Genomic DNA, 26,066 nt, shown 5'->3' on the forward strand with positions numbered 1-26,066 from the left:
CGCTCAGAGTAGGTTCCCAAGTTCCGAAGGCAACTTGCTGTCGGTGCTATTGCCGATTTCTACACGGCCGAGTTTTCAACATTGGACACCGTAAGCCGACGGGATTTCGAGACTTTGATCCAAGAGTACTTTGCTTGCAGCTCAAGAAACGGGTCAGCTCCCATCAATCATACCTACGGGGGCGTGATTCAGGCTCGGCAACGAGACGGATCAAAGGGTCCTGAACCTAGTGGGGAAGCTGAACATCAGTTCAACCCTTTTGCGCTCATCTGACGTATTTCTGAAGCATGGATGCCAGATCGGCTTCGCGGAGCGGCTTGGTGTATGTCGCAGTCATGCCTGCGTCGATCAGCGCCTTGTGCTCGACATCATCTTCTGACGCGGTGATGCCAATGACTGGGATAGCATTTTTCGAGGTGTCGAGCGCGCGGATCCAGCGTGTAACTTCATCGCCATTCGCGAACGGCATGTAATGGTCCATCAAGACAACGTCGAAATCTTCGGTCTGCAGCAAGTTAAAGGCTTCCTGGCCGTCAGCGGCCTGGGTGCTGCTGCAGCCTAGCCGATCAAGCATCGCCGAAAGCACGATGCGGTTGATTTCGTTGTCGTCGGCTACAAGGATACGCAAGGTGCGTCCTTCTGCGGGTTGCGCGCGTTCTTCTGGTGGGGCCGCTTTGTAGGCTTCGACCACATTACGGCTCCGCACGCATGGTAGCTCTATCGAGAAGACGCTGCCCGCGCCTTCGACACTCTCTACACTGATGTCACCGTTCAGGCTTTCAACAATGCGTTTGCAGATAGAGAGGCCCAGGCCGGTACCTTCGACCTTAGGCGCACCTGCATTTTCGATGCGCCCGAATTCTTGGAAAAGCCTGTGCTGCATGTCACGGCTGATGCCACGCCCCGAGTCCTCAACACGGACGCGTATGCGCTCTCCCTTATGCCCATCGACGGTATCGACATGGACCACGATCTTCCCGACGTCGGTGAATTTAAGCGCGTTGCTGAGCAGATTGTCGATCACCTGGCGCAGGCGCTTCGGGTCCGTCTGCAGACTCTTCGGAACGCTTTCAGAAATGGCCAAGTGCAGCTGGACCGGTTTGCGCGCAGCATAGGGTTGCCACGCCTCTACAATCGAGGCTAACAGATCGCCGATCCGGACATCGTCCACTTCAACCGTAAAATTCCAGCCGTCAGAGCGCGAAACTTCGATGATGTCCGACAGCAGGAAAAGCATCTGCCGGCCACTGGCAAGAGCGACCTGCAAAAGCCGCTCCCGATCGCCGCCGGTTTGATCCGAGGACAAAAGTTCGAGACTTGAGATGATCGCACTCATCGGGGTCCGGATGTCGTGGCTGATCATTGCAAGAAAGCGCGACTTTTGCTGGTCGGAATTGACCGCGTGGCTGCGGGCCTCTTCCAGGGAACGGCCGAGGGTTTGCAGTTGTGTGACCTGTTCCTCCAGTAGCTTTCGTTGCCGGCGTAGACGCGCTTCGGTAGAGATATGTGAGGTGACATCGGTGTAGGTAGCGATCAGCCCGCCCGAATCCCGTGTGCTGACCTTGATCTCAATCGCCGTACCATCGGCGAGCACATCAAAATACTCACCTGACTTGAGGCCCCCCAATCGCCCATTCACCGAGAGCGGCTTGGCCTGTTGCCCGTCGTTGTCCGAAGGCAAGAACAGGTCCGAAAAGTCACGAATGCCCATGCCTTTATACAGTGCAGTCTTCCCGAGCTTGTAAAGCCGCAGGAATTCGTCATTCCATGCGACCAACTGGTCGAATTCGTCAACCACAACAACGCCTTGGTTGATGCTGTCCAAGATCATCGATTGGAATTGGTTGGTTCGTTGCAACTCGTTCGCAGCGCGATACAACTGGTTCGACTGAATCTGAAGGTCGCGTAGAGCGGGCCCAGCGGCTACACTGGCAGGACCGCCCATGTCCTTCCCGTCGGAGTTGGTCCGGGGCACTTCGCTTGCCACGTCTATGGCAGACTTATTGGGCCGTGCACCTTTGCCGTCCATGTCTGACATCTGAGGTCGCCCTCGTGGGTTTGCGGGATGAGTCATTTGGGTAAACGGAAGACTTTGGACAGGGTGCCTAATGTTGGCCGCGCGAGGAGCGCACCCTGAAACAGGGTAATACCTTCATCGAGGAACCAGAAATACTCGCTTTCGGTCTCTATCCCTTCGGCGATGATGTCAATGCCAAGGTCGCTGCAGGTTCGGGCGATGCCGCGCACGATGGCTTGACGAGGGCCGTGGCGTTCGATGCCACGCACGAGCTTTGGATCGAGTTTAACCACCTCGGGCTGGAAATCCGCAAGCAGGTTAAGACCCGCATAGCCGGCACCGAAGTCGTCGATCACAAGCCTCAGCCCGGCCTGGCGCAGGTCATCGCTTCTCTTCGCGAATGTCGCAGGATCCACAATGATTTCGCTTTCGGTAATTTGTAGCAGGAGCTGTTCTCCCGGTACATGATACAGCTCCGCGGCTTCTAATGTGGAATGCATCGCATCCGCCGAGTTTTCAAGTACACTTGGCATGACGCTGACATTGAGATGCGTATCGAGCCCCGCCATTCCGGCGATGCGAATGGCTTCATGCCGGAATAAGGCGTCGGCCCGTGCAAGAAGATCTGCGCGGATCGAGAGAAAAAGCGATTGTGCCGTCTCTCCGCGTTTTCCACGCACCAACGCTTCCTGCGAATAGATGCGACCACTCCCCGCGTCGATGATCGGTTGGAAAGCGATATCAAATTCGGGAAGAGAGCAGTCGTTCATCGCCATTCGGGAATACGCACGTCGGTTGGGAATTCGTTCAATCTCGGGTTTCCGAAAAAGCCTCCCTGGAACATGTCGATACCTTCGGACACCAACCAGTCGAACTCGCTTTCCGTCTCAACGTGCTTGGCTATGACATCAATTCCCAAGTCGTTGCAGGTCTGCACGAGGCCGCGAATAATCGCCTGCTTTGTGCCGTTCTTGTCGATATCCCGTACGAGTTGTTCGTTCAGGGCGATGCTGTTGGGCTGACTTGTCTCCATCTGATTCAGATCGGAGCGTCCGGCACCAAAGTGATCGAGACAGATCTTCAGGCCATTTTCCTTACAGTCCTGGACAATCGTCAGGACCGAATCCCGGTCGGTATCGAGGTAGTCTTGGTTGAGCTCAAGCGTTAGGCTTCGGTTCATCAGGTTCTGCGCCTTGGCCTGATCGATGATGGACTGCATCTTTCGAACGGCGTCGTCTGCACTCGTCGGTCGCAGATTGATGTTGATGCCAAAGTCCGCATCGGGTCGATCCGAGAACAGCATCGCACGCTTACGGGCTTCCTCTTCGATTACGCCGACCACATCAGCACCTTGATCGGCAGCCGTTACTTCACGCTGCATACGGATGTCCCAAGCCAACGCCTCGAAGGAAATTACTCTGCCTTGGGACACGGAAATGATCGGTTGGAAGGCAACCCCCATCCCCTCGACAGCCGGTGCGACATGAGCAGCTTGTGTGGCGACGGGTGCCGCCGGCTTTGTCCGGGGCGCTTTGCTGCGCCAGCGACCGTCCTTGAATGCCGTCAGCAGCTTCTGGGCGCGGCCAGGCACCAGTGACCGGACCGCGTCAGCGTTCGAAAGGAAATCGTTCCATCCGGTTGTCCGCTCAAGATCCTCTCTGCTAATGTCGGCGAAACCCATGCTCCAGTCCGAAAACGCGCGGCGCGGGATCGACTCGCGAACGATCGTGACGATATTGCCATGCCGCGGGTCCTCGCTGATCGTCTCAAAAAGCGCGTCGATATCAGCTTCGTTGCCTTCAATGACCTGCAGAAAACTGCCCTCGATATGGAGCAACATCCCGCTGATATTGAGGGAGGTATTCTTGCTGCGCGCACTTCCGAGAAGAGCCAACAATTCTTCTGGGCCAAAGTGGGTCTTGGCGGCGCTGCTGTATATGATGTGGATCAAGCGTGCCATGACGGGCCTTTCAACGACTTGAATTGTGGGGCTGCAAGGTAGGTTATTGTCAGGTGGACTAGAGTATCAAGTGGATTAATAACGCCTAGCCTAAGCAAAGCCCAAGTTGACATAGGGATTGGCGGATTATCCGAAAGTATCGCCGGATACCGGATAGGTTAGCGATGTTGGCTGGCCAAAGTCGCGGTGTCGTGGCTGGCGCAATCCAAGGTTCAATTTCAGTAGGCGCGGCAGTCGGTATTGAGGCTTGCCTAAGTTGGACCCGTCGCGGTTTGGGGCCGCAGCTTTTGATGGCATAATGTGCAGCAAAGGACACGAACTATTGGCACAGGGAAATCGGATGAATTCCGTCAGGATGCTGTGCGAATTGCAGTGATCAGCGGTCTGACATGGCGTCAATGGGCCGATGATATGGACCTTGCGCTTTCGACGCTGAACTAATGGGTGAACGCGCACCGCGACACGGACGAAATATCGCCCGAGGATCGCGGGATTGAGCGGGAGAGCGACTGGCTTCGGCCCGAGGACCATATCCCTATCGAGGATAGGGGTATATTGAAAGAAGCCGCCCAGTTCTTTGCGAGCCAAAAGCCATCAGGTTTCGGTTCGTTGAAAAACAGCGTGAGGCATTCCCGATCAACCGACTGTGTCAGTTTATGACCGTCAATCCACGCAAAAGGCACCGAATAACCAAGGAACTGAAGGGGGAGGAATTGATGTGTGACAAAGGCGCTTCGGTCGCCTGATACACTAGAACGGGATTGCCGTTGGAAAGAACACGCACGCTTATGGCGACGACGGGCAATGGCCACGTGTTCACCATCGCTAAACTGCTGGGCCGTGACTTCACTGCATATCGACCCAGCCAGAAATTGGCGGTCGATATCAGCTACATCTGGACCCGAGAGGGTTGGCTGTATCTGGCGACGGTCATGGGCAACCATGCGGCAAGCCGGGACGGCGATCTTTGGATACATCAACGGCTACTACAATCCGCGCTGCCGCTCTTGGCCCAAGTGGCGCGGCCTTCTCGCTGCCAGTCCTGAATTTGGGGTAGGGTGAACAGAGACTCGTTCGCTTTCGTTTGACACCACCGAGGGTATCAATGAGAGCCTCAGAAGTTGCCTTGGACCAGACCGCGACCTTCCTGTCTCCTGCTCGACTATCCTAAAGGCCAGTAGACACTGCTTCTAGACTAGAGAGTTCACCGATTGCCCGTCTGCCACACTTTCGCGATTCAATAGATATTCGCCCTCGATAACCGCACGATTTGCGGTCCTGCCACACCAACAAAGGTGAAGTCATGTTGCCCGCCGCTTTACGCCACACGCCCCGAGGCGGCGCCGACCTCACCCACATCCCGCGTTGCGACCGCAAACGCCACAGCCGCGTCAGAGATACCATGCGAAAGTTCCTTTCTTCCTTCTTGGCTGCGCTGGCAGTTTTGATGCGTGCCAGACCAGCGACTGCAGCCTTTCTTTTTGTCGCGCTGGTCCTGATGCAACCATCTCAGGGCGAGGCGCAGTCCGTATCAAACACTTGCACGGCGCAGGGCGGTACTGTCGGCGCGAACTTGTTTGCCAGCAACGGAAGCTTCGGGACCGGGTCAGGCACGGCCGGAACAACGGGCAGCCCCCTTCCTGCCGGAACGACCGATTACACGTTCGCGACCTACAGCGGCGGCTCGCCGAACGACGGCCAGTATTCCATTGTGAACCGGCTGAATACCAACACGTTCAACTACTGGTTCAGCAACGTATCTGATCACACGACCGGTACGGTCAGTGGTCAGATGATGGTCGTCAACGCAGCCTTTGCGCCGGGCGTGTTCTACCGGCAAACTCTTACCGTCACGCCGAACACCAACTACGACTTTTCCGGATGGATGCTGAACCTTGCGAACCCGACTTCGACGGGGTGGACGAGCTATCCCAGCCCGCCCGGTGTATTTGGTGACCCGACGCAGCCGGGGGGGAACCAAGCGCCCAACGTGAGCTTCATGGTGAACCGGGTTGGGCTGGACGCAGCGCCGATCGATATCTTCAATACAGGGAACATCCCCTTTACCTCGGCACCGACTTGGGTCCAGTACGGCGGCATCTTTAACTCGGGTTCGGCGACATCGATCCAATTCGCTTTCAGAAACAACGCTCCGGGTGGCGTCGGGAACGACTTTGCCTTGGATGACCTGCGCGTGGCACCGTGCAATGGATTGCCTGTCGGTTCGATAAGCGGCGTGCTTTACGAAGACAGCGCGGGCAACAACATCTATAACGCGGGAATAGATCCGCTGCTTCCGGCTGGTACGGTCGTGAACCTGTTCAATTCGAGCGGAGCACTGGTTTCGTCGCAGAAGATCAATGCGTCCGGAGCCTACTCCTTCACGAACATCCTTGCCGGCAGCGGATACCAACTGCGGGTCGAGTCCGCCACGGTTCCTGCTGGATATTCCTTCTCGGCCAACGCCTCGGGCGCGAACACGACCGGGATACAGACCGGAGTGACGGTCTCGTCTGGAACGACGCTAGCTAACCAGAACTTCGGCTTCCGGCGCCCGACCGACCTGGCGATTACGAAGACGAACGCGGTGACGGCGGTCAACGCCGGTGGGACGACGACCTATACCGTCCGTGTGACGAATAATGGTCCGGGCACAATCACCAGCGCGACCCTGTCTGACCCGGTGGCGGCCGGGCTTTCGAAGACCGCAGTCGCTTGTTCGGCGACGCCCGGCCAGTGCGTGACCGCGCCGACTGTTTCTCAGATTCAGGCGGGTTTCTCGCTGCCGACGCTGGCCTCGGGCCAGTTCTATGAAGTTCGGGTGACGGCAACCGTTACGGCGACCTCAGGTTCGGTGTCCAACGTTGCAACCGCGACAGTGCCGTCGGGCACAACCGACCCCACTCCGGGCAACAACTCGGCGACCGACACGGATACGGTGACGCCGGTTGCCGATCTGTCGGTGACGAAGACCAACGCTGTGACTGCCGTCGACGCGGGCGGGTTGGCGACCTATGTTGTCCGCGTGACGAACAACGGACCGTCTTCGGTTACCGGAGCAACCCTCTCTGACCCGGTGGCGACCGGCCTGAGCAAGATCGCTATCGCCTGTTCGCTGACGCCCGGCCAGTGCACCGTGGCGCCGACCGTTTCTCAGATTCAGGCGGGTTTCTCGCTTCCGACGCTTGCCTCGGGCCAGTTCTATGAGGTGATCGTGACGGCAACCGTTACGGCGACCTATGGTTCGGTGTCCAACGTTGCAACCGCGACAGTGCCGTCGGGCACAACCGACCCGAGCGCGGGCAACAACTCGGCCACGGATACGGATACTGTCACACCCGTGTTTGTGCCGCCGCCATTCTCGCCCGGCCCCGGCCTGTCGACCAGCCTGTGCGGCGTGACCCCGGCCACCGACGCCTGGGACGGCTATGCGATCAGCTGGACCAACAACTCGCCCCTGACCACCAATTCGCGCACCGACATCTTCGCCTCGATGGGTGCCGAGACCGCCTCGGGCCTCAACTCTACCGTCTTCAACACGATCCTCGAGATCGACCGGACTTCCGTTCCCGCGGCGTACGATTCGGGCCGGTATCTGGGCTATAGCTTTACCACCACCAACTTCACCGGCATCGCCGAGATCTGGGGCATCGGCGTCGGCGCTCTGGGCGAGATGTTGCCGACCTATGCCGAGAACAGCGGTGCCTTCAGCTTCTCGGTGCTGATTGACGACGACCCGGCCTTCGCCAGCCCCGACGTGTTGCTGACCCAGGGCAACATTGACCAGATCAACTTCCCCGATGCACAGGCCACCTACACCCAGGACACCGGGTGGAACATGTATGGCTTCGGCCATTGGGATGTGGACGGCAAGGTCGTGCAGGTCCAGCCTAACACCACCTATTACGTCCGCGCCTACATCTACGACGACATTGCCTCGGGCTATCACTGGAGCCAGCAGTTCGCGGACATCGTGATGTGGGACGACTTCACGCTGAAGGCCTCTAGCTGCGTGCCGACGCCGATCGACGCCATCGACGACGACTATTCCGCCACCCCGGTTGATGGCATCGTCGGGGGCACCGCCGGCAATGCCCTCGCCAACGACACGTTCAATAGTGTCGCGGCAGATCCCGCGCTTGTCAGCCTGTCGGTCCTGACCCCCGCCACGCCCATCGGTGGCGCCCCGGTTCCCTATCTGGTGACCGCGGACGGCGCCGGCGAGGGGGACGTGATCGTGCCCGCCGGAACCCCGTTGGCCACCTACACCATTGTCTACGACCTGTGCGAGATTGCCTCGCCACTGAACTGCGACACCGCGACGATCACCGTGCCAGTGATCGAGGCGACCGAGGCCGACCTGTCGCTGACAAAACAGGCGATCTCGGTCCTGTCCGGCCTGCCCGTTGCACAAGCCGCCCCCGGTGACCTCATCGAGTTCGTGCTGACCGTCACGAACGACGGCCCGGCCCATGCCGGCGGCGTGCAGGTCAAGGACCTGCTGCCCAGCGGCTTCACCTATGTCCTGGACGACGCTCTGCTGCAAGGCGACACCTACGACCCGGCGACCGGCATCTGGACCCTGGGCAATGTCGCCTCGGGCAGTTCGGCCACACTGACGATCCGCACCGTGCTTTTGGAAACGGGCGATCACACCAACACGGCCGAGATCGTCGCCAGCGACATTGCCGACATCGACAGCGATGTGGCCACCGGCCCGCTGGTCGACGATCTTGCGGACGGCATCGCCGACGACGACGAGGCAAGCGTCACCGTGGCCATCGCGCAGACCGCCATCACCCTGTCGGGCCGCGTCTTCCTTGATGCCGGCACCGGTGGCGGCATTGCCTTCGACGGGCTGCTGAACGGCGCCGAAGCTGGAACCGACCGTGCCACACTCGTGATCCGCGACGGCGCCGGCATCGTCATAGCCACCCCGGCACTCGCCGGCGATGGCGGCTGGACCGCGGCCCTGCCTGATGGGTTCACGGGTCTCGTGACGATCGAGCTGACACCGGACGCTGGCACCCGCACAGTGTCAGAAACCGGACAGGTGCTGCCCGGCCTGATCAACGCCGACATCCGCGATGGCAGCTTCTCGTTCATACCGGCCTCCGGGACCGCCTATACGGGGCTCGACATCGGCCTGATCGAATCCGCCCACCTGAACCAGAGCCAGAAAAGCGCCATACGTGCAGGCCAGGCCGTGTCGCTGCGCCATGAGTATGTCGCGCAGTCCGATGCCACGGTGGTCTTTTCGATCGCTTCTGAATCGGCCTCGGTGGTCGATGGGTTCTCCTCGGCGCTGTTCCTCGATGTTGATTGCGACGGCGCGGGCGACAGTGTCGTCAGCGGCCCAGTCGCGGCAACGGCGGGCGTCCCGCTCTGCCTCGTCGCCCGCATCTCGGCCTCGAGTGGACTGGCTCCAGGTGCCAGCTACAGCTTCGATCTGGTCGCCGACACGACCTATGGCGGCAGCGGGCTGACCGACACGGCGCGCAACACCGACCGCGTCTTGGTCGACGAGGGCGCCATCGTCCTGCGAAAGACGGTCCGCAACGTGACCCAAGGCACCGCCGAGGGCATCACGAACGCCGCCGCCCCTGGGGACGTGCTGGAATACCGCATCACGCTTGAACACATCGGAACCCTGCCCGCGGCTGACATCCAGATCCATGACCGTACGCCACCCTACACCCGGCTCGACGCGCCTCTCGCCTCGCCGGTCACCCTGAGCGCTGGTCTGACCTGTATCGTTGCCGAGCCGATCAGCAACCTCGCCGGCTACATGGGTGACCTCAGGTGGGACTGCACGGGTCTCTACTATCCTGGGATGGCTGGTTCGGTCACGTTCCATGTGCGCATCGCCAACTAGTAGGCTCGTTGGCATTGCTGGAGACAGGCGGCACGAGGCGTGAGGGCCCCTTTCTCTGGACGGAACGACCCCAAGGGATAGTGTCCCGCGAGGTGGTGTAGGCACGGCAAACTTCAGAGAGGTCAGGTTCAGGTCGCCAACGCGGGCAGCCCGACGGTGGGGCTGTCGTTGGCGCGGTCCCGCGGACGAGTGTTTCGGCGACATGTATCGCCTTGCGTGGCCTGTGATATAGCCGCGTCCGAGACTAGCCCCAATATCATCCCCTTGGTGGTCCTGATGTGAGTTCGGCTACCGCTCTCGCTTGGGAATATCGACGACCTGCTGCATGAAGGTGCGATCAATGTCGCAATGAAACGGTTCGAGGCTCACTGGAGCCAGCCGGAAAACATGCGCAGTAAGTTACTGGCGGCAATATTTGGACGAGAGGTTCGCTAACCTGAACGCAGTCTATTTGTGTGAGTGGGGCGGATCCGCCTTCTCGTCCGAAATCGTCGCACGCATGAACCGAGCTTTCGCACGTTCAACGTGTCGGAAGAAGGCTTCCTGTGCGCGATATTTGTCGCCAGAGGCAATTGAATCGATCATCTCGCGATGTTCGCGATTTGAGATGGACAAGCCGCCAGATTGCACAAGCCCCCTGACCCGACACAGATGTAATTTGTCGACGAGAGCCTTGTATTCGCGCTTCAAAGCTTTGTTTCCTGTCGCCTCCATGAGGAAGTCGTGGAATGCCAGATTTGCCTGATAATAGCCTTCGACATCTTTTGCGGCGACAAGCCGATCCATGTCCTCCAGATGCTGAAACAGATCCGACAGCATGGAGTCAGTCACGAGTTCTGTAAGAAGCCGTCCCGCAAGCCCGAAGATTGCCGCCCGAACGTCGTAAATCTCTAGTGCCTCGTCAGGCGAAATCGCGCGGACATACATGCCGCGGTTCCGCACCATCGTGACCAATCCTCTTGCCTCTAGACCACGCATGGCTTCTCGTAGCGGCCCGCGACTTGTGCCGAACCTTTGCGACAAGTGAATCTCGTTCAGGCGTTCACCTGGCTTTATCTCTCCGGCGAGGATCAGATGTTGCAGCTGGTGTTCCAGCTGCAACACGAGCGAGTTGGTCTCTTTGGGGTCGTCTGCCCCAGTTTGCGTTTCATCAACCGTATCGCTCGCCATTCGGTCTTCCACACTGCCTAACGCGCCAATTCTTCTTTCGTCCTGCCACGTTGATCGTTCATGCGACAACTGCCGTTCTAGCGACTTCGCCTGAATCGCTCAGATTCTCAAGGTTCCAACTTGCGGAAAGAACACGCTCGCTTTGTTCTTGCCCGATGACAAGCGCGGATTGAACAAGGAACTTATGGTTGAGTTGATCGTCTGAAAGCGGACGTTCCCGGCTGCCGATTGCACGTTCGACATGTTTCGAAAGCGTCGTGCCACCTGTAAAGGTAACCAGAATATCGACCGATGCTTCGTGGCAATCTGGGCTGGCAGTGGCGACAACCTTATCCCGCAGCGCGATGATTTCGGGCATGTTCACAACTTCGTCGGTAAAGGCCGTTGGGGCGCCATCTCCTCTGAGGAGGGCGCAGGCCGCCGAATGATACACGCTGAATTTTCCTTCCAGCCCTGTCTTCGGCGTGCGTTTGCCAGTCAGTTCCAGAACCAAGGGATGGGTGGTCAATTCCACCTTGGCAATTTCCGTGACGCGATCGCCAATCTCTTCCTTGATCTGCTGGCAGCCATCAATTGTTGGATGAATAACGATGCCGCAAGCAAAGGGCTTGTAGCTGTTCAATGCGGCTTCCCAACGTGTGCCGAGATCACCAAGCACCTCATCATAGTCTTGCTTGTCAGACATCACGTTTGCAAATCCGCGTGGCGCTTCGATGAGGCGCAGCGAACTATCGAAACCTGACTGAGCGAGAAATGCAGCGAACATTCCGTTTTGTGCGGTGCGACCGGGATGAAAACTCTTGGGCATGGTTCCGAACATCTCTCTGAGGCCTGCGGATTGGCTTGCGGCCAGACCCAAGGCCCATGCCATCTGGGTTTCGTTTAGGCCAAGGATCTTTCCGACCGCCGCTGCCGCGCCAAAAACCCCGGTCGTGCCCGTGATGTGCCAGCCGCGATCATAATGCGCAGGGTATACCGCGTTGCCCAAGCGACATTCCACTTCGATCCCGATGATCAAGGCGGTGAGGAGATCCTTCCGCTGATCGGTTGCCGTTCCTCGAGTGCAAGCAGTGCCGAGGCAACCGGGCCTGCCGGGTGGATAATCGTCTTAAGATGGGTGTCATCATAGTCCAGCACATGCGAGCTGATTCCGTTCACCAGTGCGGCGTGTAGAGCGTCCAACCGCTCCGATCTGCCTAGGACGCCAGAGGTGGGAGTGCTCGAGAATGGCAGTGTTGCCTGAAACGCCCGATCAACTGTTTCATGTTTGGCGCCACCAACAGCGCAGCCTACCCAATTCACAAAAGTCCGAAGCCCCTCGCGCCGAACGGCATCGGGAATATCCTTGTCGGAAACCTTGGTAATCCAGTGGCAGAGCTCAGCAGTCACGCCAGTGGCTTGGGTGGCGGGGATATTCGTGTGCGAGTTCATCGGCCTCTCCTGTCTCTTTGGCGCGCTTTCGGCTAAGTGTCGACAATATTGGCTTTTAAGGCGGAAATAACTAAAAAGTGCTGTCATTTTTCGCCTTTCCTAAGGGCTCGTCGACTGATTAACGCCGGGCGTCGGTTGATTTATGTAGGGTGAAATGTGATATTAATATTAAAAGGCATAATATTACAGATGTCAGTGCGCTGTGGCGATGGGCGATGCGGTGTGCTACCTGCATCCTTGTAGAATAAAAGTGTTGACAGTTTTCTTTTGTGGCGTCCTTAATGGCCGACATTCGCGGAAGCATTCCGTGACTCGGGACTGCCGCATCGAACCAGGGAGGAATAGATGCTGAGGAACGTTTGATCGCTGCGACAGCCGTTGCTTGGATGAGCGCGCCAGCTTCGGCTCAGGAGTATCCGGTCGATACTCTAACTCTGGTAACCCATTCTAGCCCGGGCGCTGGTGGTGACGTTTTCCTGCGTGAGCTTGCAAAGGTTTTGGGGCCCGCACTGGGCGTGACGGTCGACGTCGAGAATGTCACCGGCGGATCAAGTGCAAAGGCCCTTGCCTATGTCGCCCAGGCACCCGCTGACGGCTCGGTTTTGTATGGCACGACGCCGACCTTCGTTTACACTTCTCTCCTGTCCAACCCAGAGTTCGGCTACAAAGACATTGATCCAGTGGTCAATGTCTTTGAAGATCCCGAGGTGCTCTTCACCAACAAAGCGTCTGGCATGACAACGCTGGAAGAGGTGATGAACAAGGCTCGTGATGGGCGCGGCAAATGGGGTGCGGCTAACCCCGCGTCCCTTGAGCGGCAGTCGATGGAGATGTTGAAAACTGCCGCTGGGGTTGATGCAGGGATTGTCACCCATGAAGGTGGTGGCGACATGATGATCAACGTGCTCAACGGATCACTTGATATGGGTGTCGGTGAGATGCAGGAGCTTGCCGCTCAGGTCGAAGCCGGAGAAGTTGTTCTGCTCGCTGTTCTGACGGATGAGCGTCTTGCGGATTATCCGGATCTACCGACGGTCAAAGAGAGCGGCTATGACGTATCGGTGCGCAGGTTCCGGGGGATCGCGGGGCCAAAAAATCTGCCCGCTGATGTTATCGCAGCATGGGAAGCGGCCGTGCCAAAGATGCTGGACTCGGAAGAATTCAAGCAATGGTATGCGGTAAACAGCCTCAAGCCGGCTTTCCTTAACCAAGCTGACTACCGGTCTTTCATCGACGAGTTCGCCACTGAAACAGGTGACTTCCTGCGGTCAGCCGGCGTCATCGAGTGAAGCAAGACGACGGTGCCGCCTAAGGGCGGCACCGCTTTCGATGGGGAGTGAGCCATGCTGAACAGGATATATGCAAGCGGTGTAATCGCAGTGGTTTTCGGCGTCGCCTATTTGGCGATGACAATGCAGATCAGAGTAAGCGCACTTTCAGATGGCTTCGGTCCTCGTGGCATGCCCCTCGTTTATGGCTGGCTGATGACAGGGCTTGGATTGATCCTTGTCCTTCAGTCGCTTTCGCAGACGATGAAGATGTCACCAGAGGATCGCGCGGCTCATCAGAAAAAGGAATGGCGCGGGATGAGCGAGCAGATCATTCGGGCGGCAGGGCTTTTGGCCATCGCCGTCGGATATGTGGTGATCGTGCCAATCCTTGGTTATGCCCTGTCGCTGATTTTGGTGATCGTCGCGGTCGCTCTTTACATGGGGGCTACCCCCTCGTTGCGCCTTGCACTCATCAGCATCGGAGGCGCTGTGCTGATGTGGATCATCTTTGTTGGCTTGCTGGACGTTCGCATGCCCCAAGGCGTGTTCTCCACTCTCTTCTCTTAATGACAGCAAATTCTGACGGCCTTTAGGGCTGTCCGTTCTGATCGGAGGTCAAACCTTGGAAACCTTGCTCGGCTCCATCCCGCATCTTTTTGATCTTTGGGTCATCGTTGCTGCGTTCATCGGCGTGACTTGCGGAATCTTGGGCGGCGCCCTTCCGGGGATTTCACCTTCGATTACGATGGCACTTCTGTTGCCATTTACCTACACGATGGACCCAACCGCAGCGATCGTGATGTTGGCGGCCACTTATATCGGCGCGGAATATGGCGGTTCGATTCCGGCCATTCTGATCCGGACGCCTGATACGAATGCCGCTGCGGCAACTGTCCTCGATGGCTTTGCGATGAATCAGCAGGGCAAGGCGGGTCTGGCCCTTGGCATTTCGCTTTATTCCGGGTTCGTCGGGTCGATCATTGGCCTTATCCTCTTGATGTCCTTGTCAGGACCACTGGCCGATGTTGCGTTGGCGTTCACACCACCCGCCTATTTCGCCCTTGGCGTTCTTGGCCTTAGCGTGATCGCGACCCTTTCTGGAGACTCGATGGTCAAGGGTCTGATCGCCGCGCTTTTTGGCTTGATGTTGGCCACCATAGGTACCGACCCTGTGACCGGATCGAACCGATTTACTTTTGGGTATTCGGACCTGCTTGGAGGCATCGAGCCAGTGCTTGTCATGGTCGGACTTTTCGCCATGAGCGAGCTTTTGATCCAAGCTGGTGATCGGGAAGGGGCCGAGCGGATTACGTCACGCCCGAAGATCGAATTTCCAGGACGAAAACTGATGCGTCGGCTCATCAAACCGCAGGCAATCGGCTCGTCCATTGGCGCTTTCGAAGGCGTGATGCCCGGCGCAGGCGGCACCATCGCTTCGTTCATGGCTTATAACGAGGCACGTCGCTGGTCGAACAATCAGGAAGAATTCGGCAATGGCTCGCCAGAAGGGATTGCCGCGCCCAAAACGGCAAATAATACCGTTGCCGAAACGGCGCTGGTGCCGCTGCTGGCGTTGGGAATCCCCGGGTCGAACTCTACCGCGATCTTGTTGGGTGGTTTCCTGATCCACGGGCTGCAACCGGGGCCGATGCTGCTCGAGAAATCTGCCGATGTGATCCACGGGCTTTATGCCGGGATTTTCGTCGCAATTCTTGGCATGGTTCTTGTCGGGATCACGATCCTGCCGATTTGCGTATGGCTCGTGAACCGGCCCCGCGCCTATCTGAATGCCTTCATCCTCGCCTTGATCCTGTCCGGCATCTACACGATCCACGAAGGGCTGACAGATGTGACGCTGATGCTTGTCGCAGGTGCGGTCGGGTTCTTTATGCGGTTGCTGCGCTTTCCCTTCCTGCCAACCGTTCTGTGCTTGGTTTTGGGCTTCTTGGTCGAAAGCAGCTTCCGCAGATCGCTGGTTATGTCCGGGGATGACATGTCGGTCTTCGTTGGCGACTGGATCTCGATCACCCTGCTTTCTGTGGCTGCGGTTTTCATTCTGGGATCGGTCGTCAAGCGGGCTCTGGACATGTTCAGGCCAAAGTCGAAGACCGCGTAACGGCGGAAAGAAAGGACATTGATGTTGGACTCAGGTAATGACCCAACCATTTCGCAAAGGCTTGCCCGCTGGGGCAAAGAGCTTTCGCCCGAAGCGTTGCCAGACAGCACAAAGAACAAAGCGCGTGACATCTTGGTGGATGTCGTTGGACTGTGCATCGCGGCCCGTCACACCGATTATGTAGGAGCCGTCGCGGTGGCTGTCGAGGCCGGTCCACGGACGGTCATCGGCCAACGAAAATCCTCCTCTGCAGGCGGAGCAGCCTTGGTCAACGGAACCGCCGCTCATGGTGAGGATTTCGATGATACGTTCGAGGGCGGGCCGGTCCACTCTGGTGTCGTGCTGGTGCCAGCACTTCTTGCCGCGGCAGAGGAGTGGGCACTGCCGAATGACAGAACGATGCTGGGGCTTGTCTCGGGGACCGAACTGTTGTGCCGTTTGGCACTGACCCTGCCAAAGGCCGTTCACAAAGCAGGCTTTCACCCCACCGCTGTATTGGGAACATTCGCTGCAACCTTCGGGATCTGCGTGGCTTGCCGGGTGGATGAGAAAGTTACGGAAAACGCCCTTGGAATTGCAGGCAGCATGGCGTCCGGGATCATCGAATATCTTGGTGATGGAAGTTGGACAAAGCGAATGCATCCCGGTTGGTCCGCGCAATCGGCACTCCGAGCCGTTGCCTTGGCGCGTGCGGGATTCATCGGGCCGAAAAAGGTCTTTGAAGGTACGCATGGCGCTTTTCGCACATTCGCTCCTTCGGTGACGCCTCGTACAGACCTTCTGCTTGAGGGATTGGGACAAAGCTTTGTCAGCGATACGATCACCTTCAAACCCTATCCCTGCGGGACGATGATCCAGCCCTACATTGATTGCGCCATAGCTTTGCGTCGCAAGGGCGCGCGACTTGATGGCATCCGGCAAATTACCTGCAAGACCGCCGAGGGCATCGTTCACCGTCTTTGGGAGCCGCTCGCACTAAAGCAGAACCCACCGACAGATTATGCGGCGAAGTTCTCGGTGCCGTTCGGCGTGGCCTTGGGACTCGTCAGAGGGCACGCGGATTTGGCCGATTATACGACGTCCGCTTTGGATGACGCCTTTTTGAAAAAGGTTGCGCGCAAGGTTCAATACGAAATTGATCCTGCCAACCCATACCCGTCTGCATTTACCGGGCATGTCCGTATTGATTATGAGGATGGTACCAGCATGGAACATGATCAGGATCACATGCGGGGGGGCGTTGCCGCGCCGCTAAGCCGGTCCGAGATTGATGCAAAGTTTGCATCCAATCTCTCTTTTGGCGGCGAGACAGACGCCGCGCGCCTGTTAGATCTGTGCGAGACAATTGCGTCTGGAAAAGGGGATCACCGGATGATCGCCGGGCTGGCTTCAGCATGACATCAGCTCAGGTCAATTCTGGTGTCGCGCTTGTCACAGGTGCGTCGCGCAATATCGGCAGGGCCATCGCCTTGCGCCTTGCCGGGCTTGGATATGACATCGCAGTCCATGTCGGAAAGGATCTGGCTTCGGGCGAGGAAACCGCCGCTGAGATCAGGGCGCTGAACCGCCGGGCCGAAGTCTTTTCGGCAGATCTTTCGGATCCAGCATCGTGCAAGGCGCTTGTCAGCAATGCCTTGTCGGCGTTTGGTCGTTTGGATGTGCTGGTGAACAATGCCGCTGTGCGGCCCGAGTCCCCGTTCGAGGAGATCACACTGGCCGAATGGCGCCAAGTCATGGCGCTTGCCCTGGACGCCCCGTTCTTTGTGTCCCAGGCGGCGGTTGCGCCGCTATCGCGCAGCCCGGTCGCCTCGATCGTCCATATTGGCGGGTTGACCGGCCACACCGGAGCCCAGCATCGGGCGCATGTTATCACTGCCAAAGCGGGGTTGATCGGCTTGACCAAGGCCATGGCCCACGATCTTGCGGCCAAGGCGATCCGTGTCAACTGCGTCGTGCCGGGACTTATCGAGACCGCACGCGTTGGGGGGCACGCAGCGCAACCGGCACATCATGCCAAGACGGCAAACCTGCTTGGATATCGCGGCGGCGCTGATGACGTCGCCGGGGCAGTTGCCTATCTTTGCGCGCCGGAGAACCGTTATCTGACTGGCCAAACCTTGCATGTGAACGGTGGTGCCTATCTGCCATGAAAACCAAGCCTTGGCTCCTTCAGGCCGGCGGGTTTGTCGCAGCAATTTGCGGTGGGGCCGCGTTCAACGCTTTGCATGTGCCTATTGGGTGGGTCCTTGGTGCGCTCATCGCCTCGGCAGCTTGGTGTAACTTGACCGGTGCCCCGGGGCTTGGGCGGGATGCGCGCAGGGTTGCTTTGTTGCTGTTGGGGGTGGCGACTGCGGCGATCCTGACTCCGGCTCTTTTGGCCGAGATGGTGACGCTGCTTCCGCTGATGGTTTTTGCTGCGATCGTCGTGAATGTGGTGGCGTTGCTTTTGGTGCGCCCCTTCGCGCATCTGGTTGGCGTCGATAGGACCACCGCGCTTTGTTCAGTGCTGCCGGCGGGTTTGGCCGAGATGGCGGGGCTGGCACAGGATCGTGGGGCGCGGGTAGATGTTGTGACGCTTGCCCATACGGTCAGGGTGACCGTCCTTGTGATGACCGTTCCCTTCCTTGTCGGTGCCGAAGATCGTGTGGCAGACCCGTCGGCAGGTGAGCCTCTGCTCACCTTGGCCTGCCTTGCGATCAGTGGCCTCTTGGCGTGGATCATGCATCGGTCCGGCTTTGTGAATCCGTGGATCGTGGTTCCGATCGTGGTGGGAATGGGCGTGGTTCTGTTGGGCGGTACGATTGCCCCGATTCCGAAACCGATTGTCATTCTGGCCCAGATCCTGATCGGCGCCTCGCTTGGGTCCAAGTTGTCGCTGGCTGATTTGCTGGGACGGCCGCGTCCCTTGATCGCGGCCCTTTTCAGCACGCTTGCGCTGTTTGTGGGTGCGCTGGTTTGTGTCGGGCCGCCGCTGCTTTGGGTGTTCGGTACGGGCTTTTCGACCACGGTTCTGGCGCTTGCTCCGGGTGGGCTTGCCGAGATGCTGGCGGCCGCGAAATCTGTTGGGGCGAATGTGCCCTTTGTGGTCGGCTTTCAGATTTTGCGGTCATTGATGACGAACTCGCTGGCCCCCGTTTTGCTGAGCCGATGGGGCGCGCAAAAGTGACAGGCCATTGACGCGAGCAAGTCGAGGGGATGAAGCGTCCCCGTCGGGGACGTTTTTTTGATTAAGTGAAATCAATGAGTTAATGTCGGGGATTTAGGTATTCTTAATCTTTGGCCCGATTTTCGGGTTTGAAAGGCCGCGGGGCGAACGCTGGTGCGCTCCAAGTTTCTCGCAGTTGGGCGTGCCCCGCGGCAGGATCAGAATACGTCAGTCAGGTAAAGCAGGATGATGATGGGGATCGGAATACCGATCAGCCAAGCCAATGCGCCTTTCATTGGAAAACTCCTTCAACATAACAGATGCACGAATAACGCGGGCGGCGGCGATTTCGTTCCCTGATGACCCCAAGAAAGCCAAATTTTTTATCTTTATGAATAGGTTAGTGTATTTTTCCGAAATGAAAAAAGCGGCGGTCAGGTTGGCCTGACCGCCGCGCACTCGTCACAGGGAACACTCAAAGATCCAATCAGATCCTGCCCAACAGCATCAAAAGCAGGATCACGACCAGCACGAGGCCAAGGCCACCGGAGGGCAGATAGCCCCAATTGCGCGAGTGGCCCCAAGTCGGCAGGGCGCCGATCAAAAGCAGGATCAAGACAATAAGCAGGATCGTTGAAAGGGTCATTTTGAAAGGTCCTTACTGGTTCACTCTTTATCACCTGCACAGACAACGCCGCGGCCGCAGAGCGGTTCCCGAGAATTTGAAAAGTCTTGAACTGAGGTCTTTCCCAATCCTGTAAGGGGTGGACATTCGTTCGCCAGAGAAGCAGGCCCGAAAGAGAGCATTTACCTTTGATGATGCGGGGGCCGATTCGCGTTATGCGGGTTTGGATGCCGCGAAACTTTAGGAAATAGGCAGATTGTTTGATCCGCCTCTGACAAAATACAACCATGGATTGAGTCTTGTGGCGGCGGAAAATTCGGGCGGTTGCAATGCGAAGGCAAAACGTAACCAAAAGATTAAATGTGTTGCTTTGGTATGGGTCAGTGCTAGCGATTTGACATTTAGGGGCGGCGTTTTTTTCTGATGGGAATTTTCAAATGGCTGACTACTACCCAACGACAAATGGTGACAACACGGTTACCGGCGGTTCTGGTGACGATAACGTGTATGGTGGAACAAATTCATCATCCGGTTCGAACGAAGCGGGCAATGACAGCCTGAGCGGCGGCGCCGGGAACGATGCCCTTTATGGTGGTAGGGATAATGACACCTTAAACGGCGATGCAGGCAATGACTCTCTTTACGGTGGAAACGGTGCTGACCTGCTGAATGGCGGCGATGGCAACGATTTGCTGGATGGCGGCACGGACAGTGCCAACGATACCCTTAATGGCGGTGCCGGTGACGACAGCTTGGATGGCGGAAATGGTGATGACGTTCTGAATGGCGGTGCCGGTGACGACAGCTTGGATGGCGAAAATGGTGATGACGTTCTGAATGGCGGCGACGGTGACGACAACCTGAGTGGTGGAAATCAGGACGATACGTTGACTGGCGGAAACGGGGACGACGCCCTTTCTGGTGGAAATCGGGACGATGATCTGACCGGTGGTCTTGGTGATGATCTGCTGAATGGTGGTGACGGATCGGACATATTTCGGTTTACCTTCACGGTCGGAAACTCTGGAACGCAGACCACCACCTTTGCCCAGTTTCTGACGGCGAATGGCTTTGGGGCCTATGTTGTGAATGGTCAGGTTGCCGATGGCATTCCGCAGAATATCTTCTCGACCCAATACACCGCTTGGCTGAACGGTCTTGTGGCCGCAAATGGCTTGGGCGTCGACCTGGATGGAGACGGGGTGATCAGCGTTGGTCTCAACCAGAACGATCCATCAGGCCTGCCGCACATCGAAGGCCTGACCACGGAACAGGTGGATGAGTTGTTCAACGGTACGGACAACGTCTTTGTGAAAACCGGCAGCAAGACCCAAGAGCGCTATTATTCGAACGATTTCTTGACCAGCGGCCTGTCGGTGACCGGTGAGGGCAACGATACGATCACCGGGCTGGATGACACGGTCGATATTGGCGTGGATGAGATCGTTCTATACGGGTTGACGGACTTGGACGATGCCGAGCTGGATCAGTTGTTTGATCTGGTTCTGATCGACACCGATGGTATTGGCGGCGTGGATGCGACCGTGCTGACTTGGGATGGCGGATCGATTCAGATCAATGGCACCTTTGAATGGGGCACGGATGTGCTGGCCTTCTTTAGTGACGCGCAGGTTTCTTTGCTTTGAACTGCAACGGGATGTGATGAAACAGAAAAGCCGCCGCGAGGGTTTCGCGGCGGCTTTTTGGTTCATGTGTGACCGAGCTTAGCGGCTGAACTTTTTATACTTCACGCGCTTGGGTTCGATGGAATCCGGGCCAAGGCGGCGGACCTTGTCTTCTTCATAGGCCTCAAAATTGCCTTCGAACCATTCCACATGGGCGTCGCCTTCGAAGGCGAGGATGTGGGTGCAGAGGCGGTCGAGGAAGAAGCGGTCGTGGCTGATGATCACGGCGCAGCCTGCGAATTCTTCGATGGCGGCTTCGAGCGCTTGCAGGGTTTCGACGTCGAGGTCGTTGGTCGGTTCGTCGAGGAGAAGGACGTTGCCGCCGCGGCGCAGAAGTTTGGCCATGTGGACGCGGTTACGCTCCCCCCCCGACAGGAGGCCGACTTTTTTCTGCTGGTCGCCGCCCTTGAAGTTGAAGGCCCCGCAATAGGCGCGGGAGTTCATGGTGGCGTCGCCGAGTTCCAGAATTTCCAGCCCGTCGGAGATTTCTTCCCAGACGGTCTTGTTCGGGTCGAGCGCATCACGCGACTGGTCGACATAGGCGAGTTTCACCGTGTCGCCGAATGTGACGGTGCCGGCATCGGGCTTTTCCTGACCGGTCAGCATGCGGAAGAGGGTGGATTTACCGGCGCCGTTCGGGCCGATCACGCCGACGATGCCGCCCGGAGGCAGGGCAAAGGTCAGGTTTTCGATCAGAAGCTTGTCGCCATAGGCTTTTTGCAGACCCTCGACCTCGATCACCTTGCCGCCAAGGCGGGGGCCGTTCGGGATGATGATCTGGGCGGTCGAAATTTTTTCACGCTCGGACTTCGAGGCCATTTCCTCATAGGCGTTGATACGGGCCTTTTGCTTGGCCTGACGGGCCTTGGCCCCGGCGCGGATCCATTCGAGTTCGCGTTCCAGCGTCTTTTGCTTGGCGCGGTCTTCGCGGGCTTCTTGCGCCAGACGCTTGGCTTTCTGTTCCAGCCACGAGGAATAGTTGCCCTCATAGGGGATGCCACGGCCACGGTCGAGTTCAAGGATCCAGCCGGTGATGTCGTCGAGGAAGTAGCGGTCGTGGGTGACGATCAGGATGGTGCCTTTGTATTCGATCAGGTGCTTTTGCAGCCAAGCGATGGTTTCGGCATCAAGGTGGTTGGTCGGTTCGTCAAGAAGCAGCATGTCAGGCGCTTCGAGCAGCAGTTTGCACAGTGCGACGCGGCGCTTTTCCCCGCCGGAAAGGGTGGTGACGCTGGCATCATCGGGGGGGCAGCGCAGGGCCTCCATCGCGACATCGACTTGGCTGTCGAGATCCCAGAGGTTTTCTGCGTCGATCTCGTCTTGCAGCTTGGCCATTTCCTCGGCGGTTTCGTCCGAGTAGTTCATGGCCAGTTCGTTATAGCGGTCGATCTTGGCCTGCTTTTCCGCAACACCCAGCATGACGTTGCCGCGCACGTCAAGGCTTTCGTCCAGTTGTGGTTCTTGCGGCAGGTAGCCGACCTTGGCGCCTTTGGCGGCCCAGGCCTCGCCGGTGAAATCCTTGTCCCATCCGGCCATAACGCGCAGAAGGGTGGATTTACCCGCGCCGTTGACGCCGACGACGCCGATTTTCACGCCGGGAAGGAAGTTGAGGCGGATGTTCTCGAACACCTTTTTGCCGCCGGGATAGGTCTTGGAGACGCCATCCATGTGATAGACGAACTGGTAGGAAGCCATGGTCGGTGATCCCGTCTGAAAGAGGTTTTCCCCCAGATAGGCGAAAGCGGGCGCGGGGGCAATGCGCCTGCATCTGTCGGGGCATGTGGATTGGGGAGCTTTGAGCGTGGGGGGCTTGGGTTACAGGCGCTTTTCAAAGAAATGGTGCGCGTAGGGGTTGTCGTTGTAGCGCGCGATCTCGGTCCAGCCTTGGCGGTGGTAGAAGGCGACGGCCTTGGGAAGGTGGCGCGAGGTGTCAAGGACAAGGCGCGACAGGCCCATGGTGCGGGCTTTGGTCTCAATTTCGGCCATTAACGCACGGGCAAGGCCGGATTGGCGGGCTGCCGGCGCGACCCAGAGGCGCTTGACCTCTCCGGTCGTGGCATCTTCGCGGCGCAGGCCGACACAGCCGATGGCGGTGCGGCCGTCAAAGGCCAGAAGGAAAAGACCGTCGGGCGCGCGCATGGAGGACAGGCTTTCCTCGGTCAGCGGGCCGGGATCAAAGCCCTGCGGAAAGATCGCGGCGAGTTCGGCGAAATAGTCCTGCATAGAGGCCAGGGATTGCGGATCGGTCGGGTCTGCGGGGCGAATGTCATGGCGCATGATGTGGCGCAGAATGCAGTCTGCAGGCAGATTTGCAAGGCCACCATTGACTTTGTCCGGCAAGGGAAGTGAAACCTTTCGGAAAGAGAGCGCGGGAGGGCGTGAATGCGGCAAGGCTTTCCCCATGCGGAGCGCGGGCAGGTGATCGGACTTTTGGGCGGGTCGTTCGACCCTGCGCATGAGGGCCATGTCCATATCACCGAAGAGGCGATCAAGCGGCTGCATCTGGATCAGGTGTGGTGGATGATCACGCCGGGCAATCCGTTGAAGCCGCGGCAACCTGCGCCGATGCAGGCGCGGATGGCGCGGGCGCGGCAGGTGATGCGGCATCCGAAGGTGCGGATCACCGATCTGGAGGCAAGGCTGGGCACGCGCTATACCCATGCCACGGTCAGTCGGCTGAAGGCGATGTATCCGGGTGTGACCTTTGTCTGGCTGATGGGAGCCGACAATCTGGCGCAGTTTCATCGCTGGGATCGCTGGCAGGATATTTTGCGGATGATCCCGGTGGCGGTATTGGCGCGGCCCGGCAAGGGGCTGCGGGCACGGTTGAGCCACGCGGCGCAGGTGTTCCGGCAGAAGCGGTTGGCGCGGGGCGAGGCGTTGGAGTATCGCAGGCCCCCAATCTGGGCCTTTGTCAATTTGCCGATGAACAAGGCGTCATCGACGGACATCCGCGCACGCGGGGAATGGCAGAGTTGAATTCCGGCTTGGGCGTGGCGTAAGCTGCGGCATGGGTGAGGGATTTTAAGAGTATGTTTTCACGGCGTGGATTCCTTCAGGCGGCTTTGTCTGGATTGCTGGTGCAGGGCCTTGGCCCGGCTTTGGCAGAGGCGCCGGAGCGTTCGCCAAGACCTGTGCCAAGAGGCGGTCATCCAAAGGTGGCCACGGGGTCGGTTGAGGCGCTGATTGCAGCGGCCAAACTGACCGGAGTGGTGGGCTTTGCAGTGCTGGATGTGGCCAACGGCTCGGTACTTGAGACACATAACCCCGATCAGCAGGTGCCACCGGCAAGCGTGACGAAAGCGGTGACAGCTCTTTATGCGCTGGAGCGGCTGGGGCCGGGCTTTCGGTTCCGGACAAGGGTTTTGGCCACGGGTCCGGTGCAGGCGGGCATTGTGCAGGGCGATCTGGTGCTGGCGGGCAGCGGTGATCCGACGTTGCAGACCGACCAGTTGGGCGATCTGGCGGCGGCACTGGCCGCGCGGGGGATCAAGGGCGTGACGGGGCGCTACCTTGTCTGGGACGGGGCGTTGCCTTCGGTGCCGCATATCGCGGGCGATCAGCCGGTTCAGGTGGGCTACAACCCCGGCCTTGGCGGGCTGAACCTGAACTTCAACCGGGTCTATTTCGAATGGAAGCGGCAAGGGCAGGGCTGGGGCGTGACCATGGACGCGCGGGGCGAGCGCTTTGTGCCAATGGTGTCGATGGCGCGGATGAAGATTGTCGGGCGGACCGCCCCGCTGTTCACCTATGCCACGCAGGGCAGCGCCGAGGACTGGACGGTGGCCGAGGGCGGTTTGGGCAAGGGCGGCGGGCGATGGTTGCCGGTGCGTTTGCCGACAACCTATGCGGCCGAAGTGTTCAGCACCCTGACCAAGGCGCAGGGCTTGGCCTTGCCAGAGGCGCAAACGGTTTTGACCGAGCCTGTGGGGCAAGAACTGGCGGCTGTGAAAAGCGAGCCTTTGACCGACGTGCTGCATGACATGCTGAAGTTTTCGACCAACGTCACCGCCGAATGTGTGGGGTTGCGGGCCTCGGGCGCGGGCAGTCTTGCTGCGTCAGGCGCCGCCATGACCGAATGGGTGCGGACCCGGTTCGGAGTGGCCAATCTGCATGTCGATCATTCAGGTCTTGGTGGCGACAGCCGGGTGACGGCTGGGGATATGGCCAAGATCCTGCTTGGGGCCAAAGGCACGGGCCTGCAAGACATTTTGCGGAATGTCGGGATGAAGGATGCCAAGGGCAAGGCCATTGAAGGCCACCCCGTGAAGGTGGTGGCCAAAAGCGGGACGTTGAATTTCGTCTCGGGCCTTGCGGGCTACATCACGCCCCCACAGGGGCGCGAATTGGCCTTTGCGATCTTTGCGGCGGATGTTCCTCGGCGCGAGTCGCTGGCGGAAGCCGACAGGGAGCTTCCGCCCGGCGGAGAGGCCTGGACCAAAAGAGCGCGGATGCTTCAGGCGCAGTTGATCAGCCGATGGGCCGTAACGCTGGCTTGAGGCGGATCAGAACGCGCAACCGGGCTTGATGCCGAATTTCTTGAAGATCGACGCGGCGGGGCAGAAGCCGGTGAAGGACGATTGCAGCAGGTTCAGGCCGATGAAGGCGGTGAACCAGACGAAATTTGGCGAGACGAACAGCGTAAGGACCACCGAAAGCAGGGTCATCAGGCCAGCGAAGGCAAGAACGGTACGGTCGAGGGTCATGAGTGGCTCCATTGATAAGACCCCCGCGATATAGCGGAGGTCTTTGTGATATTCAATAGAGTGAA

General features: G+C 58.6%; 20 protein-coding genes and 2 pseudogenes. 11 read left to right on the forward strand and 11 right to left on the reverse strand.

The genetic code is table 11. From position 1 onward, the window contains the following. Window positions 1-265: 265 nt before the first annotated feature. From ACSBLW_RS16245 to ACSBLW_RS16255, 3 genes are all read right to left on the reverse strand, one after another. A complete protein-coding gene (locus ACSBLW_RS16245) occupies window positions 266-1,825 on the reverse strand; it encodes an ATP-binding protein (protein WP_435257640.1) in 1,560 nt (519 codons plus the stop codon). A gap of 245 nt (window positions 1,826-2,070) precedes the next feature. Continuing rightward, complete coding sequence (locus ACSBLW_RS16250) at window positions 2,071-2,793, reverse strand: EAL domain-containing protein (protein ID WP_435257641.1); 723 nt, start codon at window positions 2,791-2,793, stop codon at window positions 2,071-2,073. Next, complete coding sequence (locus tag ACSBLW_RS16255; protein ID WP_435257642.1) at window positions 2,784-3,977, reverse strand: diguanylate phosphodiesterase; 1,194 nt, start codon at window positions 3,975-3,977, stop codon at window positions 2,784-2,786. The genes ACSBLW_RS16250 and ACSBLW_RS16255 overlap by 10 nt, the downstream gene beginning before the upstream one ends. A 321-nt stretch (window positions 3,978-4,298) precedes the next feature. On the opposite strand from ACSBLW_RS16255, the pseudogene ACSBLW_RS16260 reads away from it, so the two are divergent. Both ACSBLW_RS16260 and ACSBLW_RS16265 read left to right on the forward strand, forming a co-directional pair. Beyond that, window positions 4,299-4,912: pseudogene (locus ACSBLW_RS16260) on the forward strand (IS3 family transposase); the annotation flags it as partial. A gap of 467 nt (window positions 4,913-5,379) precedes the next feature. Further along, window positions 5,380-9,852, forward strand: a complete 4,473-nt coding sequence (locus tag ACSBLW_RS16265) for an SdrD B-like domain-containing protein (RefSeq protein WP_435257643.1) — start codon at window positions 5,380-5,382, stop codon at window positions 9,850-9,852. Between the two features lie 447 nt (window positions 9,853-10,299). Here ACSBLW_RS16265 and ACSBLW_RS16270 read toward each other — a convergent pair whose 3' ends face one another. The 3 genes and pseudogenes from ACSBLW_RS16270 to ACSBLW_RS16280 all read right to left on the reverse strand — a co-directional run. Continuing rightward, window positions 10,300-11,022, reverse strand: a complete 723-nt coding sequence (locus tag ACSBLW_RS16270; RefSeq protein ID WP_435257644.1) for an FCD domain-containing protein — start codon at window positions 11,020-11,022, stop codon at window positions 10,300-10,302. A gap of 58 nt (window positions 11,023-11,080) precedes the next feature. Then, window positions 11,081-11,707 (reverse strand): hypothetical protein, encoded by a 627-nt coding sequence (locus ACSBLW_RS16275; RefSeq protein WP_435260142.1) that lies wholly within the window; start codon window positions 11,705-11,707, stop codon window positions 11,081-11,083. 36 nt (window positions 11,708-11,743) lie between these two features. After that, window positions 11,744-12,540 (reverse strand): annotated as a pseudogene (locus ACSBLW_RS16280) (MmgE/PrpD family protein); the annotation flags it as partial. A 299-nt stretch (window positions 12,541-12,839) separates the two neighbouring features. On the opposite strand from ACSBLW_RS16280, the gene ACSBLW_RS16285 reads away from it, so the two are divergent. From ACSBLW_RS16285 to ACSBLW_RS16310, 6 genes are read left to right on the forward strand one after another with little or no spacing between them, the layout of a single operon-like run. Continuing rightward, window positions 12,840-13,742: a Bug family tripartite tricarboxylate transporter substrate binding protein gene (locus ACSBLW_RS16285; RefSeq protein WP_435257645.1), complete on the forward strand. Its 903-nt coding sequence runs from the start codon at window positions 12,840-12,842 to the stop codon at window positions 13,740-13,742. Between the two features lie 54 nt (window positions 13,743-13,796). Next, complete coding sequence (locus ACSBLW_RS16290; protein ID WP_435257646.1) at window positions 13,797-14,291, forward strand: tripartite tricarboxylate transporter TctB family protein; 495 nt, start codon at window positions 13,797-13,799, stop codon at window positions 14,289-14,291. Between the two features lie 55 nt (window positions 14,292-14,346). Continuing rightward, a complete protein-coding gene (locus tag ACSBLW_RS16295) occupies window positions 14,347-15,840 on the forward strand; it encodes a tripartite tricarboxylate transporter permease (RefSeq protein WP_435257647.1) in 1,494 nt (497 codons plus the stop codon). A 21-nt stretch (window positions 15,841-15,861) separates the two neighbouring features. Continuing rightward, window positions 15,862-17,238: an MmgE/PrpD family protein gene (locus ACSBLW_RS16300; protein WP_435257648.1), complete on the forward strand. Its 1,377-nt coding sequence runs from the start codon at window positions 15,862-15,864 to the stop codon at window positions 17,236-17,238. Beyond that, complete coding sequence (locus ACSBLW_RS16305; RefSeq protein WP_435257649.1) at window positions 17,235-17,990, forward strand: SDR family NAD(P)-dependent oxidoreductase; 756 nt, start codon at window positions 17,235-17,237, stop codon at window positions 17,988-17,990. The genes ACSBLW_RS16300 and ACSBLW_RS16305 overlap by 4 nt, the downstream gene beginning before the upstream one ends. Beyond that, entirely contained in the window at window positions 17,987-19,006 is a 1,020-nt protein-coding gene (locus ACSBLW_RS16310; RefSeq protein ID WP_435257650.1) for an AbrB family transcriptional regulator, read from the forward strand. Before ACSBLW_RS16305 ends, ACSBLW_RS16310 begins: the two co-directional genes overlap by 4 nt. Before the next feature lie 207 nt (window positions 19,007-19,213). Here ACSBLW_RS16310 and ACSBLW_RS16315 read toward each other — a convergent pair whose 3' ends face one another. Further along, window positions 19,214-19,444 carry a hypothetical protein gene (locus tag ACSBLW_RS16315; RefSeq protein ID WP_435257651.1) on the reverse strand — a complete coding sequence of 77 codons (231 nt, stop codon included), beginning with the start codon at window positions 19,442-19,444 and terminating at the stop codon, window positions 19,214-19,216. 28 nt (window positions 19,445-19,472) lie between these two features. After that, window positions 19,473-19,631: a DUF3309 family protein gene (locus ACSBLW_RS16320; RefSeq protein WP_435257652.1), complete on the reverse strand. Its 159-nt coding sequence runs from the start codon at window positions 19,629-19,631 to the stop codon at window positions 19,473-19,475. 416 nt (window positions 19,632-20,047) lie between these two features. Between ACSBLW_RS16320 and ACSBLW_RS16325 the strand changes: the two genes are divergently transcribed. After that, complete coding sequence (locus ACSBLW_RS16325) at window positions 20,048-21,256, forward strand: calcium-binding protein (protein WP_435257653.1); 1,209 nt, start codon at window positions 20,048-20,050, stop codon at window positions 21,254-21,256. A 78-nt stretch (window positions 21,257-21,334) separates the two neighbouring features. Here ACSBLW_RS16325 and ettA read toward each other — a convergent pair whose 3' ends face one another. Together ettA and ACSBLW_RS16335 are read right to left on the reverse strand one after the other, a co-directional pair. Further along, the gene (gene ettA / locus ACSBLW_RS16330) at window positions 21,335-22,990 is read right to left on the reverse strand and encodes an energy-dependent translational throttle protein EttA (protein ID WP_435257654.1); all 1,656 of its coding nucleotides are present in this window, start codon (window positions 22,988-22,990) and stop codon (window positions 21,335-21,337) included. A 120-nt stretch (window positions 22,991-23,110) separates the two neighbouring features. Further along, window positions 23,111-23,635 carry a GNAT family N-acetyltransferase gene (locus tag ACSBLW_RS16335; protein ID WP_435257655.1) on the reverse strand — a complete coding sequence of 175 codons (525 nt, stop codon included), beginning with the start codon at window positions 23,633-23,635 and terminating at the stop codon, window positions 23,111-23,113. A gap of 42 nt (window positions 23,636-23,677) precedes the next feature. On the opposite strand from ACSBLW_RS16335, the gene ACSBLW_RS16340 reads away from it, so the two are divergent. Both ACSBLW_RS16340 and dacB read left to right on the forward strand, forming a co-directional pair. Next, entirely contained in the window at window positions 23,678-24,274 is a 597-nt protein-coding gene (locus ACSBLW_RS16340; RefSeq protein ID WP_435257656.1) for a nicotinate-nucleotide adenylyltransferase, read from the forward strand. Window positions 24,275-24,327: 53 nt separating this feature from the next. Further along, a complete protein-coding gene (gene dacB / locus ACSBLW_RS16345) occupies window positions 24,328-25,794 on the forward strand; it encodes a D-alanyl-D-alanine carboxypeptidase/D-alanyl-D-alanine endopeptidase (protein WP_435257657.1) in 1,467 nt (488 codons plus the stop codon). A gap of 6 nt (window positions 25,795-25,800) precedes the next feature. Here dacB and ACSBLW_RS16350 read toward each other — a convergent pair whose 3' ends face one another. Beyond that, window positions 25,801-26,001, reverse strand: coding sequence for a YgaP family membrane protein (locus tag ACSBLW_RS16350; RefSeq protein ID WP_435257658.1), 201 nt, complete (start codon window positions 25,999-26,001; stop codon window positions 25,801-25,803). Window positions 26,002-26,066 lie beyond the last annotated feature (65 nt).

The sequence above is a fragment of the Thioclava sp. FR2 genome, assembly GCF_051200875.1.
Lineage (GTDB): Bacteria > Pseudomonadota > Alphaproteobacteria > Rhodobacterales > Rhodobacteraceae > Pseudotabrizicola.

Excerpts from the sequence above, each read along its gene's own strand:
- ACSBLW_RS16250 (WP_435257641.1), bottom strand. The coding sequence starts at position 2,793 with ATGGCGATGAACGACTGCTCTCTTCCCGAATTTGATATCGCTTTCCAA.
- ACSBLW_RS16265 (WP_435257643.1), top strand. The coding sequence starts at position 5,380 with ATGCGAAAGTTCCTTTCTTCCTTCTTGGCTGCGCTGGCAGTTTTGATG.
- ACSBLW_RS16290 (WP_435257646.1), top strand. The coding sequence starts at position 13,797 with ATGCTGAACAGGATATATGCAAGCGGTGTAATCGCAGTGGTTTTCGGC.
- ACSBLW_RS16305 (WP_435257649.1), top strand. The coding sequence starts at position 17,235 with ATGACATCAGCTCAGGTCAATTCTGGTGTCGCGCTTGTCACAGGTGCG.
- ACSBLW_RS16320 (WP_435257652.1), bottom strand. The coding sequence starts at position 19,631 with ATGACCCTTTCAACGATCCTGCTTATTGTCTTGATCCTGCTTTTGATC.
- ACSBLW_RS16270 (WP_435257644.1), bottom strand. The coding sequence starts at position 11,022 with ATGGCGAGCGATACGGTTGATGAAACGCAAACTGGGGCAGACGACCCC.
- ACSBLW_RS16275 (WP_435260142.1), bottom strand. The coding sequence starts at position 11,707 with ATGTCTGACAAGCAAGACTATGATGAGGTGCTTGGTGATCTCGGCACA.
- ACSBLW_RS16340 (WP_435257656.1), top strand. The coding sequence starts at position 23,678 with ATGCGGCAAGGCTTTCCCCATGCGGAGCGCGGGCAGGTGATCGGACTT.
- ACSBLW_RS16350 (WP_435257658.1), bottom strand. The coding sequence starts at position 26,001 with ATGACCCTCGACCGTACCGTTCTTGCCTTCGCTGGCCTGATGACCCTG.
- ACSBLW_RS16300 (WP_435257648.1), top strand. The coding sequence starts at position 15,862 with ATGTTGGACTCAGGTAATGACCCAACCATTTCGCAAAGGCTTGCCCGC.
- ACSBLW_RS16325 (WP_435257653.1), top strand. The coding sequence starts at position 20,048 with ATGGCTGACTACTACCCAACGACAAATGGTGACAACACGGTTACCGGC.
- ACSBLW_RS16255 (WP_435257642.1), bottom strand. The coding sequence starts at position 3,977 with ATGGCACGCTTGATCCACATCATATACAGCAGCGCCGCCAAGACCCAC.
- ACSBLW_RS16310 (WP_435257650.1), top strand. The coding sequence starts at position 17,987 with ATGAAAACCAAGCCTTGGCTCCTTCAGGCCGGCGGGTTTGTCGCAGCA.
- ettA (WP_435257654.1), bottom strand. The coding sequence starts at position 22,990 with ATGGCTTCCTACCAGTTCGTCTATCACATGGATGGCGTCTCCAAGACC.
- ACSBLW_RS16285 (WP_435257645.1), top strand. The coding sequence starts at position 12,840 with ATGAGCGCGCCAGCTTCGGCTCAGGAGTATCCGGTCGATACTCTAACT.
- dacB (WP_435257657.1), top strand. The coding sequence starts at position 24,328 with ATGTTTTCACGGCGTGGATTCCTTCAGGCGGCTTTGTCTGGATTGCTG.